The 15,884-nt window shown below is 72.6% G+C and carries 16 protein-coding genes; 11 read left to right on the top strand and 5 right to left on the bottom strand.

The window, feature by feature from the left end; all coding sequences use genetic code 11:
• Window positions 1-57: 57 nt before the first annotated feature.
• Complete coding sequence (locus ACLIBK_RS03535; RefSeq protein ID WP_415385840.1) at window positions 58-1,056, bottom strand: Bug family tripartite tricarboxylate transporter substrate binding protein; 999 nt, start codon at window positions 1,054-1,056, stop codon at window positions 58-60.
• 266 nt (window positions 1,057-1,322) lie between these two features.
• On the opposite strand from ACLIBK_RS03535, the gene ACLIBK_RS03540 reads away from it, so the two are divergent.
• From ACLIBK_RS03540 to ACLIBK_RS03550, 3 genes are all read left to right on the top strand, one after another.
• On the top strand, window positions 1,323-2,345 hold the full coding sequence (locus ACLIBK_RS03540) for a Bug family tripartite tricarboxylate transporter substrate binding protein (RefSeq protein WP_415385841.1): 1,023 nt from the start codon (window positions 1,323-1,325) through the stop codon (window positions 2,343-2,345).
• 266 nt (window positions 2,346-2,611) lie between these two features.
• A complete protein-coding gene (locus ACLIBK_RS03545) occupies window positions 2,612-3,805 on the top strand; it encodes a mechanosensitive ion channel family protein (RefSeq protein WP_415385842.1) in 1,194 nt (397 codons plus the stop codon).
• Between the two features lie 154 nt (window positions 3,806-3,959).
• The gene (locus ACLIBK_RS03550; RefSeq protein ID WP_415385843.1) at window positions 3,960-4,742 is read left to right on the top strand and encodes a gamma-glutamylcyclotransferase; all 783 of its coding nucleotides are present in this window, start codon (window positions 3,960-3,962) and stop codon (window positions 4,740-4,742) included.
• A 67-nt stretch (window positions 4,743-4,809) separates the two neighbouring features.
• Here ACLIBK_RS03550 and ACLIBK_RS03555 read toward each other — a convergent pair whose 3' ends face one another.
• Window positions 4,810-5,349 carry a metallophosphoesterase family protein gene (locus ACLIBK_RS03555; RefSeq protein WP_415385844.1) on the bottom strand — a complete coding sequence of 180 codons (540 nt, stop codon included), beginning with the start codon at window positions 5,347-5,349 and terminating at the stop codon, window positions 4,810-4,812.
• A gap of 171 nt (window positions 5,350-5,520) precedes the next feature.
• Between ACLIBK_RS03555 and ACLIBK_RS03560 the strand changes: the two genes are divergently transcribed.
• Window positions 5,521-6,114 carry a transcriptional regulator gene (locus ACLIBK_RS03560; protein WP_415385845.1) on the top strand — a complete coding sequence of 198 codons (594 nt, stop codon included), beginning with the start codon at window positions 5,521-5,523 and terminating at the stop codon, window positions 6,112-6,114.
• 19 nt (window positions 6,115-6,133) lie between these two features.
• Here the strand turns inward: ACLIBK_RS03560 and ACLIBK_RS03565 are convergent, their stop codons facing one another.
• On the bottom strand, window positions 6,134-6,835 hold the full coding sequence (locus tag ACLIBK_RS03565; protein ID WP_415385846.1) for a DUF2161 domain-containing phosphodiesterase: 702 nt from the start codon (window positions 6,833-6,835) through the stop codon (window positions 6,134-6,136).
• 213 nt (window positions 6,836-7,048) lie between these two features.
• Between ACLIBK_RS03565 and ACLIBK_RS03570 the strand changes: the two genes are divergently transcribed.
• The 3 genes from ACLIBK_RS03570 (at window position 7,049) to ACLIBK_RS03580 (ending at window position 8,598) form a co-directional block, all read left to right on the top strand.
• Window positions 7,049-7,603, top strand: coding sequence for an NUDIX domain-containing protein (locus tag ACLIBK_RS03570; protein WP_415385847.1), 555 nt, complete (start codon window positions 7,049-7,051; stop codon window positions 7,601-7,603).
• A 66-nt stretch (window positions 7,604-7,669) separates the two neighbouring features.
• Complete coding sequence (locus tag ACLIBK_RS03575) at window positions 7,670-8,230, top strand: NUDIX hydrolase (RefSeq protein WP_415385848.1); 561 nt, start codon at window positions 7,670-7,672, stop codon at window positions 8,228-8,230.
• An 83-nt stretch (window positions 8,231-8,313) separates the two neighbouring features.
• Window positions 8,314-8,598, top strand: coding sequence for a hypothetical protein (locus ACLIBK_RS03580; protein WP_415385849.1), 285 nt, complete (start codon window positions 8,314-8,316; stop codon window positions 8,596-8,598).
• Window positions 8,599-8,677: 79 nt separating this feature from the next.
• On the opposite strand, the gene uraD is transcribed toward ACLIBK_RS03580, so the two are convergent.
• On the bottom strand, window positions 8,678-9,565 hold the full coding sequence (gene uraD, locus ACLIBK_RS03585) for a 2-oxo-4-hydroxy-4-carboxy-5-ureidoimidazoline decarboxylase (protein WP_415385850.1): 888 nt from the start codon (window positions 9,563-9,565) through the stop codon (window positions 8,678-8,680).
• A gap of 245 nt (window positions 9,566-9,810) precedes the next feature.
• Here uraD and boxC point away from each other — a divergent pair, with 245 nt between their 5' ends.
• The 4 genes from boxC (at window position 9,811) to ACLIBK_RS03605 (ending at window position 14,703) form a co-directional block, all read left to right on the top strand.
• Window positions 9,811-11,472 (top strand): 2,3-epoxybenzoyl-CoA dihydrolase, encoded by a 1,662-nt coding sequence (gene boxC / locus ACLIBK_RS03590; RefSeq protein WP_415385851.1) that lies wholly within the window; start codon window positions 9,811-9,813, stop codon window positions 11,470-11,472.
• A 29-nt stretch (window positions 11,473-11,501) separates the two neighbouring features.
• Window positions 11,502-12,953: a benzoyl-CoA 2,3-epoxidase subunit BoxB gene (gene boxB / locus ACLIBK_RS03595; RefSeq protein ID WP_415385852.1), complete on the top strand. Its 1,452-nt coding sequence runs from the start codon at window positions 11,502-11,504 to the stop codon at window positions 12,951-12,953.
• Window positions 12,954-13,035: 82 nt separating this feature from the next.
• Window positions 13,036-14,268, top strand: coding sequence for a benzoyl-CoA 2,3-epoxidase subunit BoxA (boxA, locus tag ACLIBK_RS03600; RefSeq protein ID WP_415385853.1), 1,233 nt, complete (start codon window positions 13,036-13,038; stop codon window positions 14,266-14,268).
• 15 nt (window positions 14,269-14,283) lie between these two features.
• Window positions 14,284-14,703 carry an acyl-CoA thioesterase gene (locus tag ACLIBK_RS03605; RefSeq protein WP_415385854.1) on the top strand — a complete coding sequence of 140 codons (420 nt, stop codon included), beginning with the start codon at window positions 14,284-14,286 and terminating at the stop codon, window positions 14,701-14,703.
• A 125-nt stretch (window positions 14,704-14,828) separates the two neighbouring features.
• On the opposite strand, the gene ACLIBK_RS03610 is transcribed toward ACLIBK_RS03605, so the two are convergent.
• Window positions 14,829-15,791, bottom strand: coding sequence for a helix-turn-helix transcriptional regulator (locus ACLIBK_RS03610; RefSeq protein ID WP_415385855.1), 963 nt, complete (start codon window positions 15,789-15,791; stop codon window positions 14,829-14,831).
• Window positions 15,792-15,884 lie beyond the last annotated feature (93 nt).

Here is a 15,884-nt window from a genome sequence, read left to right on the forward strand (position 1 = left end):
CTCCCGGGCCGCATCGCGGCCCGCCATGTCACGCCGGAACGGGCCGCGCCCGCCGGCTCAGTTCCGCGCCAGACCGATCTTGCGGACGAGGTCGCCGTATTTGCGCACATCCGCCGCGGTGGCGTCGCGCGTCTGCTCCGGGGTCAGCGGCGCGCCCGGCTGGTAGCCGGCGACCTCCAGCGCCCGCCGCGCCTCGGGGTCCTTGAGGCTGTCGATGACGTCGCGGTTGATCTTGACCGTGATCTCCGGCGCCAGCCCGGCCGGCGCGAAGAGGCTGCCGCCGCCGGACATGTCGTAGCCGGCGAGCTCCGGCGCCACCTCCGCCACCGCCTGCAGCTCGGGCAGCAGCGGCCAGCGCTGCGGCGTGGTCACCGCCAGCCCGCGCAGCGTGCCGTCGCGCAGCGTCCCCGTCAGCGAGCCGTCGGCGGCCACCACGTCCACGTGCCCGCCCACCATGGCCGTCGCGGCCGGGCCGGCGCCGTTGAAGGGCACGTGCAGCACGTCGATGTTGGCCATGCTTTTCAGCAGTTCCATGGCTAGGTGCGGCGCGGCGCCGACGCCGGTGGAGGCATAGGTCAGCGCGCCCGGCCTGGCCCGGGCCGCGGCGATGAAGTCGCCCAGCGTGCGGAAGGGCGAGTTCGGCCCGGTGGCGATGATGTAGGGCTGGGTGGCGATCAGCGCGATCGCGGTGAAGCTGCGCACGGGGTCGTAGCTCAGCGGCCCGTAGAGGCTGGCCGCCACGGCGTGCGACCCGCCGGGCGAGTTGTACAGCGTGTAGCCGTCCGGCGGCTGGGTCGCGACATAGGAGGCCGCGATGGTGGTGCCGGCGCCGGGCCGGCCTTCCACCACCACCGGCTGGCCCCAGCGGTGGCTCAGCCGCTCGCCCAGGATGCGCGCCAGGGCCTCGGCGGCGCCGCCGGGCGGAAAGGGCACGATGATGCGCACGTAGCGCGTCGGCCAGTTCACCTCGGCGCCGCGCGCGAGCTGCGGCACCGCCAGGGCGCCGCCTGCCAGGGCCAGGGCGCGCCGCCGGGTGATCGGAGTGGTACCCATCATGGACCTCGGACAGCTCCTCGCGACCGGTCTTCTCATTCGCAGATCGCTAATGCCGTTCAGGATTTCACACCTGGGGCGTCCTGCCAACCACTCCCCGGACGGGCCGGGGCTGCGGAAGCGGCAGGGCGCCGGCACCGGGCCGGCGGGAGCCGCGGATGGTCGGGGGGATGGCGGAGGTGGTTGCCACCCCGGACCGGGCCCGGCCACACTCCCCGCGGACCCGCGCGAAACAGCGGGCGGCCATGCGGCGCAAGGGGGAAAACGGCATGCAGCACCAGGAAGGTGACCCGCCCGGGAACACGCCCCGGGGAACCGGCGCGTCGCGGGGCGTCGCACGCCGCACCCTTCTCGCCGGCGCGGCCCTGGGCGCGACGCCTTTCCCCGCCCGGGCGCAGGACGCCTTTCCCAGCCGGGCCGTGACCATCGTGGTGCCCTTTCCGCCCGGCGGCACGCTGGACACCCTGGCGCGCGCGGTGGCCGAGAAGCTGCGCGCGTCCTTTCGCCAGCCGGTGGTGGTGGACAACCGGGCGGGCGGCGCGGGCCATGTCGGCGCCGCCCAGGTCGCGCGCGCCCAGCCCGACGGCCACACGCTGCTCTGCGCGCCGCAGATGAGCTTCAACGCCGACCTGCTCTATCCCGACCTGAACTACGACCCGCGCGGCTTCGAGCCGGTCAGCGTGCTCGCCACCTATCCCAACGTGCTGGTCGCCCGCCAGGACCTGCCGGTGTCCAGCCTGGCCGAGCTGCTCGCCCGGGTGCGGGAACAGCCGGACCGCCTGACCTATGGCTCGCAGGGCAGCGGGCAGATCGCCCATCTCACCTTCAAGCTGCTGGAGATGATGACGGGGCTGCGCATGATGCACGTCCCCTACCGCGGCAGCGCGCCGCTGCTGACCGCGCTGCTCTCGGGGGAGGTGGATGTCAGCGCCGACAACCTGCTCACGATGGGTGGCCAGGTCGCGGCGGGGCGGCTCAAGCTGCTGGCGGTCACCGGGCGGGACCGGCTGCCGGCCTTTCCGGATATTCCCGCGGTGGGGGAGCTGGTGCCCGGCTTCGTGTCGGACACCTGGACGGCGATCGGCGCCCCGCCCCGCACGCCGGCGGAGATCCGCGGCCGGCTGGCGGCGGCGATCGACCAGGCCGTGCACACGGCGGATTTCCGCGACAAGCTGGCGGACGTGCAGGCCGAGCCCTTCGGCCGCACGCCGGAGGCGATGCGCGACCTCGTGCGCGAAAGCCGGGAACGCTGGGCGCCGGTGATCCGCACGGCGGAGATCCGGGTCGAGTAGAACCGGCGGCCGCCGCGCCGCCCTCCGCACCGCCGTCCGGGCCGCCGCGGCACGCGCCCCCGCGGCACGCGGCATCCCGCCCCCCTCCCGTGTCGCACCCGCGACGCCCGGCCCCCGGCAACCGCGCGTAACAGGCCAGGGAGGACGCATCCTCTCCGGCCCGGCAGTGTTTAACCCCGATCAACCCAGCAACGGTGAGGAAGCGGCCGGGACAGGCCCGTATCCAGCGCGCGCCCCCATACCGGGGACGCCGTGAAAGGCGTCTCATGCCGAACGACACCCCTGCTGCCTGGCTGGACCGCGCCGGGCTCGCCACCGCCTGGATCCCGGCGGGGGTGGCCGGCACCGCGATGCTGGTCGCCGCGGCCGGGCTGGCGCTGCTGCTGACCCGGTGGTGCATGCGCGGCCTGCGCCGGCTCGCGGCCTATCTGGACCGCCCTTTCCTGCAGGCGCTGACGGTGCGCAGCCAGGGGCCGATCACCGCCATGCTGGTGCTGCTGGCGCTGGGGATGACGCTGCCGCTGGCGCCGTTCTCCCACGCCACCACCCTGGCCGTGGCGCAGGCGCTACTGTTCATCTTCGTGCTCGTGGTCGGCTGGAACCTGGTCACGGCGATGACCCTGGGGGCGGAGGTCTATCTCCGGCGCTTCCGCCTGGACGTCGAGGACAACCTGCTGGCGCGCAAGCACGTCACCCAGGTGCGCATCCTGCTGCGGGCGGCGCAGACCCTGCTGCTGATCGTCACCGTGTCGGCGGCGCTGATGACCATCCCGGAGGTGCGGCAATACGGCGTCAGCCTCTTCGCCTCGGCCGGTGCGGCGGGCCTGCTGCTCGGCCTCGCGGCGCGGCCGCTGCTGAGCAACCTGCTGGCCGGCATCCAGATCGCGATGACCCAGCCGATCCGGGTGGAGGACGCGGTGGTGCTGGAAGGCGAATGGGGCTGGATCGAGAACATCACCGGCACCTACGTCGTGGTGCGGCTGTGGGACCTGCGGCGGCTGATCGTGCCACTGACCTACTTCATCGAGAAGCCCTTCCAGAACTGGACCTACGAGAGCTCCGACCTGATCGGCACCGTGCTGCTGCGGGTGGACTACACCGTGCCGCTGGACCGCATGCGGGAAAAGCTGCAGCAGATCGTGCGCGGCACCCGGCTATGGGATGGCAAGGTGGCGGTGCTGCAGGTGACGGACACGCCCGGCGACATGCTGGAACTGCGCATCCTCGTCAGCGCCCGCGGCGGCAGCGCCACCTTCGACCTGCGCTGCGAGGTGCGCGAGAAGCTGATCGGCTTCCTGCAGAGCGAATACCCGGAAGCCCTGCCCCGGCAGCGCACGGAGATCAGCGGCTCCGGCCTCTCACCCGCGGGGCAATTGGCCGGAACCACGGCGTCCCCGGCCGGCGCCGCCGTGCCACCGGCCGGCAGCGCCGTGCCCCCGGCCGAACGCCGTGCCGCCTGACCGCGACGCCGCCCGGTTTGCGGCGCAGCCGCGGGCTGTGGTTTCCTCCCCCCTCCCGACCGCCTCGGCATCTGCTGCCCCCGCGGGTGAAGCAGCCACAGGATCGCCCGATGCGCATGCCGCACACCTGCCCGACACGCCGGCCCTTTCCGGCATGAGCAACGCCCCGCCCCATCCCGTGGGCCCCGCCGTTGCCGTTCCCATCGGGACAGCGCCCGAAGCAACGGCGCCGTCGCCTTCCGCGGGCGGCTTCGTCCCGGCGCCGCAGGTGCTGACGCGGGAACGGCTGCTGGACGGATCGCTGCAGCGGATGGTGCGCGCCCTGCCCGGCGCCACCCTGCTGACCGACGAGGAGCGGGAACGGTCGCTGCGCGACACCCTGGCGGCCCGCCCCGAACGTGGCCGCGGCGCCTGGCTGTTCGGCTACGGCTCGCTGATCTGGAACCCCACCGTGCACGTGGCCGAGCGCCGCATCGCGCGGGTGGAGGGCTGGCGGCGCTCCTTCTGCCTGTCCACCCCGGCCGGCCGCGGCTCGCCCGAGAATCCCGGGCTGGTGCTGGCGCTGGAACCCGGCGGCGAATGCACCGGCGTGGCCCTGCGGGTGGCGGAGGAAATCCTGGAGGAGGAGCTCTCGGTGCTGTGGCGCCGGGAAATGCTGACCGGCGCCTATACCCCCCACTGGGTGCCGCTGCTGGACCGCGACGGGCACGCCTTCGGCAGCGGCATCGCCTTCACCATCAACCCCGCCGGGCCGCAATGCTGCAGCGGCCTCAGCGAGGCGGACACGGTGCGGCGGCTGGCCACCGCGCGGGGCCAGCTCGGCAGCTCGGCGGAATACCTGTTCAACACGCGCGAGGGGCTGCGCCACCTGGGCATCCGCGACCCCCTGCTGGACCGCCTGGCGGAGCAGGTCGCCGCGGCGCAGGCCAAGGCGTAGCTGCGGCACCGGGCGACGCCGGGGCCGCCCCGCCCGCCGCCCCGGCCGCTTCGCGCCGGGTCCCGGCTCAGTCCGCGGGCGGGTTTGCGTCGCGCGCCGCCCTGTTCCGTCCGCCCGGCCGCGACGCCATGATCCCGGCCAGGGTCACCGGCCGGAAGTCCCAGGCATCCACCCCAACATCCACCTGCCGGGTCATGGGCCGCATGCGGCCGTGGCTGTGCCCGTGCAGGTTCCACCAGCCCCTGCCGATGTTGCGCCAGGTGCGGAAGGCGTAGTGGCACAGCACCAGCCCCACCCCGTCCAGGGTCAGCTCGGCATAGGGCTGGACGCTGCTCCAGCCCGACCAGCCCGTGACCTCGGGCCTGTCATTGTTGCCGGCGACGAGGTGCTTGCGCCCCTGCAGCCGTTCCAGCAGGGCAAACGGGGTCACCCGCGTGCCGACCACCACGTCGCCGAGGTGCCAAACCTCGTCCGCCGGCGACACCGTGGCGTTCCAGCGTTCGACCATGGCCGCGTCCATCGCCGCCACGGTGGGAAAGGGACGGCGATACAGCGCCCGGCCGCCGGCATGGCCGAAATGCGTGTCGGCCGTGAAGAACACCGCCATGCCACCCTCCCGCTGCGCCGGAAGGCAACGGCCTTCACGCCGAAACGTCACGCCGCCCCCGTCCGGGAAGGGTGTTCGGGCGTTTCCGCCAGGTAGGGCGTGGCGCCGGGCCGGGCGGCGCCGTGCCCCGCGGCAGCGGCGGCACCCCATCCCGGAAAGGACGGCAGCGGCATGGCAACCGTGTTCGTGGATTTCGAGGCGTCCTCCCTGGGCAAGCACGGCTTTCCCGTCGAGGTTGCCTGGGTCTTCGAGAGCGGCGACGGCGAGAGCCACCTGATCCGCCCCGCCCCGGACTGGACGGAATGGGCGCCGGAAGCCGAGGCGATCCACCGCCTGTCCCTCGCGACCCTGCGGGCGGAGGGCGAGCCGCACGACGCCGTGGCGCGGCGCATGCTCGACCAGCTGGAAGGCCACGATCTGTATGCCAGCGCCCCCTCCTGGGACGGGCAGTGGCTCAGCCGCCTGCTGCGGGCCGCGGGGGTGCCGCGCCACGCGCTGCGCCTGCGCGACACGGACGAGGCGCAGGAACGGGCCGTTGCCGCCGCCCTGGACGCGGGCGGCATCCCGGCGGAGGAGCGGGCGGCCCTGGCCGCCCGCATCCTGGACGCGGCGCGCCACGGCGACGAGGCCGCCGGGCCGCCCGCCCATCGGGCCCTGGCGGATGCGCGCCGGGAACTGGTGCTGTGGCAGGCGGTGCGCCGCCGGGCCGAGGATGCCGCCCGGAGCTGGCGCGCCCCGGCCGGGCCGGGGGCGCGGCACCCCTGACCGGTTCCGGCCCCTGCCGTTACGGGTCCTCCGCCGCGGCCGCCAGGCCCGGGCCCCAGCGTCGCAGCGCGTCCTCCCCGGCCGCGGTGATCCGGTACAGGCCGGGCGACACTCGCTCGAACCAGCCGTAGACGTTGCGCAGCAGGATGCGCCCGGCTTCGGGGGCGGCGTCGCGCAGGTCGCGCGGGCGGCAGGGACCGCCCCGCAGCCCCTCGGCGCAGGCCAGCGCCTGCTGGCGATACGCCGTCATGATCGGGGCCCGGGTGGAGCCGCCGGCATTGGGGTCCCCCTGGCGCCGGGCATGCTCGCGCAGCAGGCCAGCGCGCCGCTTCGGGCTGGGGCGGGGCCGGTAGGGTGCGGGCTCCACCAGCACCTCGACCCGGCCGCGCCGCGGTTCCACCGCCAGCAGGCCGAAGCCCAGCAGCCGGCACAGCTTGTGGACGCGGGTGTCGCGGTCGCGCCCGCGCCGGGTGGCGGCCACGGCCAGCCACACCTCGTCGGCCGCCGCCATCCGGTCGACGCCCTGCAGCACCAGTTCGAGGTTGAAGCCCAGCTTCAGCTCGCACACCGCGACGCCGGGCCGCCCCCCGGCCTCCGGCGCGGGGCGGAGCCCGACGGCGTCGCAGCCGCAGACCTCCCCCTTCACGACGAAGCCGCGGCCCTGCAGGAAGGCTTTCGCCGCGGCGTAGAGGGCTGTTTCGGGCTGCGGCGGCGCGGGCATTCCCGCTCACTACCGCGCCCGGCGCCGGGCACGAACCACCGCGCCGCCATTTCCCCCGGCCGCGGTCCCCGCGCGGCGCGGGACCCCGGTGGCCGGTGCCGGCGGCCCGATCTGCCACCCCGATGTGCCCCCTGGGAAACCGTGCCCCCTCGGGCAACGCTGGGAACACGGAACAGGGGTTTTGCAGCGGCCATGGCGGAAGACGGGATCAGGGTGCGGGAGATCGAGACCCTGTCGGACAACTGGCGGCCCTTGCAGCGCGTCACCCTGGAGCAGCGCCGCGCGGATGGCAGCTGGCAGACCCTGAAGCGCGAGGTGTACCGCACCAGCCCGGGCGCGGCGGTGCTGCTGCGCGACCCCGCCCGCGACACCGTGGTGCTGGTGCGGCAGTTCCGGCTGCCGCCCTTCGTGAACGGCGACCCCGCCTTCCTGGTGGAAGCCTGCGCCGGGCTGGTGGAACCGGGGGACGACCCGGCGGAAACCGTGCGCAAGGAGGCCGAGCAGGAAACCGGGCTGCGGGTGCGCGACGTCCGGCACGTCTTCACGCTGTATCCCAGCCCCGGCGCCTTCGCCGAGAAGCTGCACCTCTTCGTGGCGTCCTACGACCCGCAGGACCGGTCCGGCCAGGGCGGCGGCCTGCCGGAGGAAGGCGAGCAGATCGAGGTGCTGGAGATGCCGATGTCCCGGGCCTGGGCGATGGTGCAGGCCGGCGAGATCGTGGACGCCAAGACCGTGCTGCTGCTGCAGCACCTGCGCCTGGGCGGCTGATGGTTTCCGCCCCGCCGGGAACGGGCTTCCGCCCGCCGCGCCGCCGCGTGCTAGGCTGACCGCCGCATGCGATCCGAGCCACGCGCGGCAGCACCAGCGACGCTTCGGGCGGCCGCGGCCCGGAGCCCCGGACCGGCCCTGCCGGCGAGCGCCGCCGAGGGGCGGAAACGTCGGCCCGCGCCGCGGCGCACCAGCTGCGGCGTGATCGTCACCGACGGGGAGCGCATCCTGCTCGGCCGCCCGCCGCGGTTTCCGCTGTGGGACATTCCCAAAGGCCTGGCCGAGGCCGGCGAAGAGCACGCCGCGGCCGCGCTGCGCGAGCTGCGGGAGGAAACCGGGCTCCGCGCCCCGGCGGAAGCCCTGGTTTCGCTCGGCGTGCACGCCTATCTCCGGACCAAGGACCTGGCCTTGTTCGCCTGGTTCCGCGCGGCGGCCGAGATGCCGGACCCGGCGGCGCTCCGCTGCACCTCCACCGTCCGCCTGCCCGACGGGACCCGGGTGCCGGAGATCGCCCAGTTCGCCGTCCTCCCCTGGGCCGAGGCGCTGGGCCGCGTGGGGGGCAACCTCGCGCGGCTGCTCGGCCCGATCCGGGATGCCCCGCCCTGGCCGGTCGCGCCGGGTGGCTGACCGGCGCACCCCGCCGAGAGCTTTCCCGCTCCCGGTTCCCTTTCTTTCCGGAGTTTCTCCCGCATGAGCCTGGCCCTTCGCCGATGAACCAGATCATCAGCCTGGACCGCGCCCGCGACGACACCCTCTGGGCCGTGGTGGCGTCCGTGGGCAAGAACAACCGGATCGCCGAGATCTTCCCCAACCGCGGCGCCGCCCTGGCCGACCGCTCCTGGCGGGAACAGCAGGTCACGGCCTACGCGAGCTTCCTGCGCTCCTCCTCCCAGCCGGTGCCGCGCTACAGCGTGGCGCCGATCCGGCGGGCCGACCTGCCCAAGAAGTGGACCCCCCTGCCCGCCCTGGGCTTCCTGCGCGGCCAGTTCATCTGAACCGGCCGGGCGGTTTCGCGCCCTACCCCGCCCGGGCCGGACGTGTCGCGCGCATGTCGCCGGGGATGCCCGGCCCCGCTCAGCTGCCGCGATAGGTGGTGTAGGTCCAGGGGCTGGCCACCAGCGGCACGTGGTAGTGCCCTTCCGGCTCGTCGATGCCGAAGCGGATCGGCACCTCGTCCAGGAAGGGCTGGCGCGGCAGCGCGACGCCCGCCGCGGCGTAGTAGGCGCCGAGGTGGAATACCAGCTCGTAGCGGCCCACGCGCAGCGGCGCCCCGCCCAGCAGGGGCGCATCCGTGCGTCCCTCGGCATTGGTGACCGCTTCCGCGAGCCTGGCCCGGGCGGAACCGCCGACCTCGAACAGCTCCACCCGCAGGCCCGCGGCACCGCGCCCGCGCAGCGTGTCCAGCACGTGGGTGGACAGGCGGCCGGCCGTGGCGGGGGCACCCGGCCCGTCCACGCGCTCCACCAGCCGCAAGCGGGTGATGAAGCCCAGCTCCGCCAGGGCGGCCGCGAGTTCCGTCGCCTCGTCGTGCCGCAGCCGGCGCTCGAAGGCCGCCAGCACCGCGTCGCGGGTCTGCCGCCGCACGCAGATCATGAAGGGAAAGCCGAAGCGGTCGCGGTAGGCGGCGTTCAGCCGCTCGAAGGTGGCGAACTCCGCCTCCGACAGCCGGTCCAGCCCGAGCCCGGCATGTTCCGACACGGAGGCCGCCCCCATGGTGCCGCCGCGCGCCGCCTTGCCGGCCAGGTCGGGGAAGCGATTGAGCAGCGCCTTGCGCCCCTCCGGCGGCAGGGCCAGCACCGGCCGCATCAGCGCCGCGTGCAGGGCGGCCACCGTGGCGAAGGGGCGCTGGGCCGCCGCCGCCTCGGGCACCCAGGGGGTATGCTCGAACAGGTCCTCCAGGGCGGCCACGAACTCCGCCGTGGTGGCGGCATTCAGCGCGTCGAGCGTCAGCCTCGGAACCATCCCATCCTCTCCTCGCAGGCCGCCGCGCGGCCGGCACCGACCCGTTCTACCCTGCAAGAGGCCGGCCAGCCGAGGGCACCGGGGGCCGGCGAGGATCGATCCGGTCACCTTGTGCGCGCCGGGAAGCGGGGGGTCAGCGCGGGGCGGCGCCAGAAACATATTGCACCGGCGCTTGATCCCGCGGTCCTTCATGCAATATAATGCATGAACCGGTGGTGCATACCGGACAGCAGGGCGGGAAACCGATGACAGCGATCGACTTCCAGACGCATCCGGAACGCTACCGCCACTGGCGGCTGGAATTCGATGGCCCCGTCGCCTCGCTGATCATGGACACCGACCCCGCCGGCGGGTTGTTCGAGGGCTACGAGCTCAAGCTCAACTCCTACGACCTCGGCGTGGATATCGAGCTGAACGACGCCCTGCAGCGCCTGCGCTTCGAGCACCCCGAGGTGGGCGCGGTGGTGATCCGCTCCGGCAAGGAGAACGTCTTCTGCGCCGGCGCCAATATCCGCATGCTCGGCAAGGCGTCGCACGCGCACAAGGTGAACTTCTGCAAGTTCACCAACGAGACGCGCTGCTCCATGGAGGACTCGGCCGAGAATTCCGGCCTGCACTTCATCGCCGCCGTGTCCGGCACCGCCGCGGGCGGCGGCTACGAGCTGGCCGTCTCGGCCGAGCACATCATGCTGGTGGACGACCGCCGCTCCGCCGTGGCGCTGCCGGAAACCCCGCTGCTGGCGGTGCTGCCCGGCACCGGCGGCCTGACCCGCGTCACCGACAAGCGCAAGGTCCGCCGCGACCTCGCCGACGTGTTCTGCTCCATCGAGGAGGGCGTGCGCGGCAAGCGCGCGGTGGAATGGCGCCTGGTGGACGAGGTGGTGCCGCCCTCCGCCTGGCAGAACAAGGTCAAGGAGCGCGCCGCCGAGTTCGCCGCCCGCTCCGACCGCCCGCGCGGCGAGCCCGGCCGCGGCGTCGCCCTGACGCCGCTGGACCGCCGCATCGAGGGCGACACGATCACCTACCCGCACCTGCGGGTCGAGCTGGACCGCGCCGCCGGCCGCGCCACCCTCACCCTGCTGGCACCCGAGGCCGCGCCGCCCGCCGACCTGGACGCCGCCCGCGCCCTGGGCGCCGCCGGTTTCTGGCCGCTGGCCGTGGCGCGCGCGCTGGAGGACGCCATCCTGCACCTTCGCGCCAACGAGGACGCGCTGGGCGTCTGGGTGTTCAAGACCGAGGGCGACCCCGAGGCGGTGCTGGCGCACGACGCCTTCCTGGACGCCCATGCCGGCGACTGGTTCGTGCGCGAGGTGCGGCACTACCTGAAGCGCACGCTGAAGCGGGTGGACGTGACCTCCCGCTCGCTGATCGCGCTGATCGAGCCCGGCTCCTGCTTCGCCGGCACGCTGGCGGAACTGGCCTTCGCCGCCGACCGCTCCGCCATCCTGGTGGGCACGCGCGAGGGCGACAACCGCGCCGCCGAACTGCGCCTGAGCCCACTGAACTTCGGCGCCTATCCCATGGGCAACGGGCTGACCCGCCTGCAGGCGCGCTTCTACGGCGAGCCCGAGGCGGTGGAGCGGGCGAAGGCCCGCAGCGGCGAGGCGATCGAGGCGGACGAGGCCGAGGCGCTGGGCCTGGTGACCTTCGCCTACGACGACACCGACTGGGACGACGAGATCCGTATCATGCTGGAGGAGCGCGCGAGCTACTCGCCCGACGCGCTGACCGGCATGGAGGCCAACCTGCGCTTCGTCGGACCCGAGACCATGGAAACCCGGATCTTCGGCCGGCTGACGGCCTGGCAGAACTGGATCTTCCAGCGCCCCAACGCGGTGGGCGAGGAAGGTGCGCTGAAGCGCTACGGCAGCGGTGTGAAGCCGGACTTCAACCGGCAGCGGGTCTGAGCAACGGTTAACGAGAGGGAACGCGAGCGATGCCCGACGGCATGAACGTCGACTATGACGGCCTGATCCCCAACAATGTCGGCCTGTCCGGCGATGCGCGGGTGCGCAAGGCGCTGGAAACCTGGCACCCCGGCTATATCGACTGGTGGAAGGACATGGGGCCGGACGGCTTCCAGGAAGCCCTGGTCTACCTGCGCACCGCCATCAGCGTGGACCCCAAGGGCTGGGCCAAGTTCGACTACGTCCGCATGCCCGAATATAAGTGGGGCGTGCTGCTGGCCCCCGCCGTGGAAGGCCGCACCATCCCCTTCGGCAAGCACAAGGGCGAGCCCGTCTGGCAGGAAGTGCCGGGCGAATACCGCGCCATGCTGCGCCGCCTGATCACCATCCAGGGTGACACCGAGCCCGCCTCGGTGGAGCAGCAGCGCCACCTCGGCAAGACCGCGCCCTCGCTGTATGACCTGCGCAACCTGTTCCAGGTCAATGTGGAGGAAGGCCGCCACCTCTGGGCGATGGTCTACCTGCTGCAGAAGTATTTCGGCAAGGAAGGCCGCGAGGAAGCGGACGACCTGCTGCGCCGCCGTTCCGGCCACGAGGACACCCCGCGCATGCTGGGCGCCTTCAACGAGGCGACGCCGGACTGGCTGAGCTTCTTCATGTTCACCTTCTTCACCGACCGCGACGGCAAGATGCAGCTGGAAGCGCTGGCGCAGTCGGGCTTCGATCCGCTGAGCCGCACCTGCCGCTTCATGCTGACCGAGGAAGCGCACCACATGTTCGTGGGCGAGACCGGCGTGATGCGCGTGGTGGAGAAGACCTGCCAGGCGATGAAGGAGGCCGGCATCACCGACCCCTACGACATCGAGCGCGTCCGCGCCCTGGGTGTGATCGACCTGCCGACGCTGCAGAAGAAGGCCAACCTGCACTTCTCCCTGACGCTGGACCTGTTCGGCAACGAGGTGTCCACCAATGCGGCGAACGCCTTCAACGCCGGCATGAAGGGCCGCTACCGCGAGGACAAGCTGGAGGACGACCACCAGCTGCTCGACGCCACCTACCCGGTGGTGCGGATGATCGACGGCGCCATCGGTACGGAGGAAGTGCCGGCCCTGTCCGCCCTGAACCTGCGGCTGCGCGACGACTACGTGGCGGATTGCGCCGGCGGCGTGGGCCGCTGGAACAAGGCGATCGAGAAGGCCGGCGTCAACTTCCGCCTGTCCCTGTCGCACGTCGCCTTCAACCGCAACATCGGCGAGTTCAAGGGCCACCACGTCTCCCCCACCGGCGAGATCCTGACGGCGGAGCAGTGGGAAGCGCAGCGCGACGAGTGGCTGCCCTCCACGGCGGACAACCTCTACATCACCAGCCTGATGCAGCCGGTGAGCGCGGTCGGCGAGTACGCCAGCTGGATCGCCGCGCCGAAGGTCGGCATCGACAACAAGCCCGGCAACTTCGAATACGTGAAAATCTGGGAGTCCTGAGGCTTCGGGACGAGCCGCGCTTCCCCGGGCTCCCATGCCCGGGGAAGCGCGGCGGTGACGCGATCGGGAAGGAAGCGGTTCCATGGACGGCAGCACGGGCGGCAGCGCGGGGCTGAAGCAGCACCTGATCGATCCGGAAATCTGCATCCGGTGCAACACCTGCGAGGCCACTTGTCCGGTGGACGCCATCACGCATGACGACAACAACTACGTCGTGCGGCTGGAAGGCTGCAATTTCTGCATGGATTGCGTGGCGCCCTGCCCCACCGGCGCCATCGACAACTGGTTCCAGGTGATCCAGCCCTTTTCCCTGGAAGAACAGTTCTCCTGGGACGAGTTGCCGCCCAAGCCTGAACTCCCGGAAGCCGAGACGGCCAGCGTCGACGCGCTGGATGACGAGGCCGCGGCACTGCTGGAAGACGCCCACAAGGGCGCGGGCGGCAAGGTGCGGGCGCCGGCCTCGGCCTCCAAGCCGCGGGTCAACCTGTTCAACCGCGGCAACCCCGCCATCGCCAAGGTGACCGGCAATATCCGGGTGACTCGCGCCGACACCGGCTCGGACGTGCACCATATCATCCTGGATTTCGGTGCCGTGGCCTTCCCCGTGCTGGAAGGGCAGAGCATCGGCGTGATCCCGCCGGGCGTGGACGCCAACGGCAAGCCGCACGCCATGCGGCTCTACTCCATCTGCTCGGCGCGCGACGGTGAGCGGCCCAACACCAACAACCTCGCCCTGACCGTGAAGCGCGTGCTGGAACCGCAGCACGACGGCACGGTGCTGCGCGGCATCGCGTCGAACTACATGTGCGACCTCGCCATGGGCGACACGGTGCAGGTGATCGGCCCCTTCGGCTCCACCTTCCTGATGCCGGACGACCCGGATGCCGACATCATCATGATCTGCACCGGCACCGGCGCCGCGCCCTTCCGCGGCTTCACCGAGCGCCGCCGCCGTCTGGCGTCGGCCGGACGCGGGCGGCTGCACCTGTTCTTCGGGGCCCGCACCCCAGCGGAGCTGCCCTATTTCGGGCCGCTCAAGAAGGTGCCGGAAAGCGTGCTGGCGCAGGACCTGTGCTTCTCCCGCCTGCCGGACGCGCCCAAGGAATACGTGCAGCACCGCATGGGCACCCGGGCCGAGGCCCTGGCCGAGCTGCTGCGCAAGCCCACCACGCATATCTACGTCTGCGGGTTGCGCGGCCTGGAGGCCGGGGTGGAGGAAGCCTTCGCGAATATTGGCACCGTGGGCGGCTTCGATTGGCCGGCGCTACGGGCGACCATGCGCGAGGCCGGCCGCTACCACGTCGAGACGTACTAGCGTATCAGGCCCCGCATGTCCTTCGTGTTCCACCGCCGCGTCACCTGGGGTGACGTGGACGCCGCCGGCATCGCCTATACCGGGCGCTTTCCGCAATTCTGCATGGAAGCGCTGGAGGCCTGGTTCCTCGAAGTGCTGGATGCCGACTGGTATGAGCTGAACGTCCGGCGCGGCATCGGCACGCCCTTCGTCCACATGGACCTGGATTTCCGCTCGCCCCTCACGCCGCGCGACGCGCTGGCGATCACCGTGCGCCTGGAACGGCTGGGCGGCTCCTCGCTGCGCTTCCTGGTGCAGGGCCACGCCAATGGCGACCGCCTGAGCTTCGAAGGCCATTTCGCCTGCGCCTTCGTGGACGGCAAGAGCATGAAGCCGATCCCCGTACCGGCGGAGTTCCGGGCGGCGCTGGAAAGCCGGGCCGAGCCGGGGGTCTGAGAAGGCTGGGGGAGTGAACTCCCCCAGTCCCCCTCCTTCTTTCGGGAGTTTGGGGGTGCCCTGGAAGGCACCCCCAAACTCCCGAAAATAGAAGGGGGTCCGGGGGGATACTTCCCCCCGGCTTTTCAGCCCCCCGCCCCGTCCTGCAGCCCCATCAGCTCCTCCAGGCACTCCTCCGGCGAGCGGCCGGAGGTGTCCAGGGTGAAGTCGGCCTTGGCGTAGAGCGCCTCGCGGCTCGCCAGGATCGCCCGCAGGTCGTCCATGGACCGGTTGTTGTCCCGCATCGGCCGCAGGTCGCCCTGCAGCATCACCCGGCGCATGTGCTCCTCCGGCGAGGCGCGCACCCAGACGCAGAGGCAGGTGTCCAGCAGCAGGCCGAAGGTTCCGGCCTCCGCCACGATGCCGCCGCCGGCCGCGATCACCGCGGGCTCGCCGTCGCGCACCAGCCGCTGCAGCGTGGCCCGTTCCAGGCGCCGGAAGCCTTCCTGGCCCTGCGTCTCGAAGATGTCGCGCAGGTCCATGCCGCCCTCGCGCTCCACCTCGCGGTCCAGCTCCACGAAGGCGATGCCGCGGCGGGCCGCCAGCATCCGGCCCAGCGTGGACTTGCCCGCCCCGCGCAACCCGATCAACGCCAGGCGGTTGCGCCGGGACCGCGCCTCGGCCGAGCCGAAGCGGCGCCCCAGCAGGCTGCGCGCTTCCGTCAGCTCGGTGTCCGACAGGCCGCCCAGGAACTGGTCCAGCCGCACCCGCTCCATGGAGCGTTCCGGCTGCGCCGTCACCAGCTCCTCCAACCCGACGCCGAGCGCGCGCGAGATGCGCCGCAACAGCAGGATGGAGATGTTGCCGGCCCCGGATTCCAGCTGCGCGATGTAGCGTTCCGACACGCCGGAATGCTGCGACAGCACCCGCCGCGCCATGCCGCGCCGGGCCCGCAGCACGCGCAGCCGCTCGCCCAGCGCGTGCAGGAAGGCCGCGTCGCGTTCCTCCGCCCGCAGCGCCGGGCTGGCCGCGTCCCCGGTGATGCCGCTCCCATCGCCGGAAGGCTCGAACGCTTCCGGCCGGTCGTCCTCGACTCGCAACTTCATCATCCGATATCGCGCCGGCAGGATACACCGCGCGGCCGGCCGCGGCGACGATCCCGGCGCGATCTCGCGCGGAGTTTCGCCGCGCCGCCGGGGCGG

The organism is Roseomonas sp. BN140053 (genome assembly GCF_047690175.1).
In the GTDB taxonomy this organism is placed as follows: domain Bacteria; phylum Pseudomonadota; class Alphaproteobacteria; order Acetobacterales; family Acetobacteraceae; genus Roseomonas.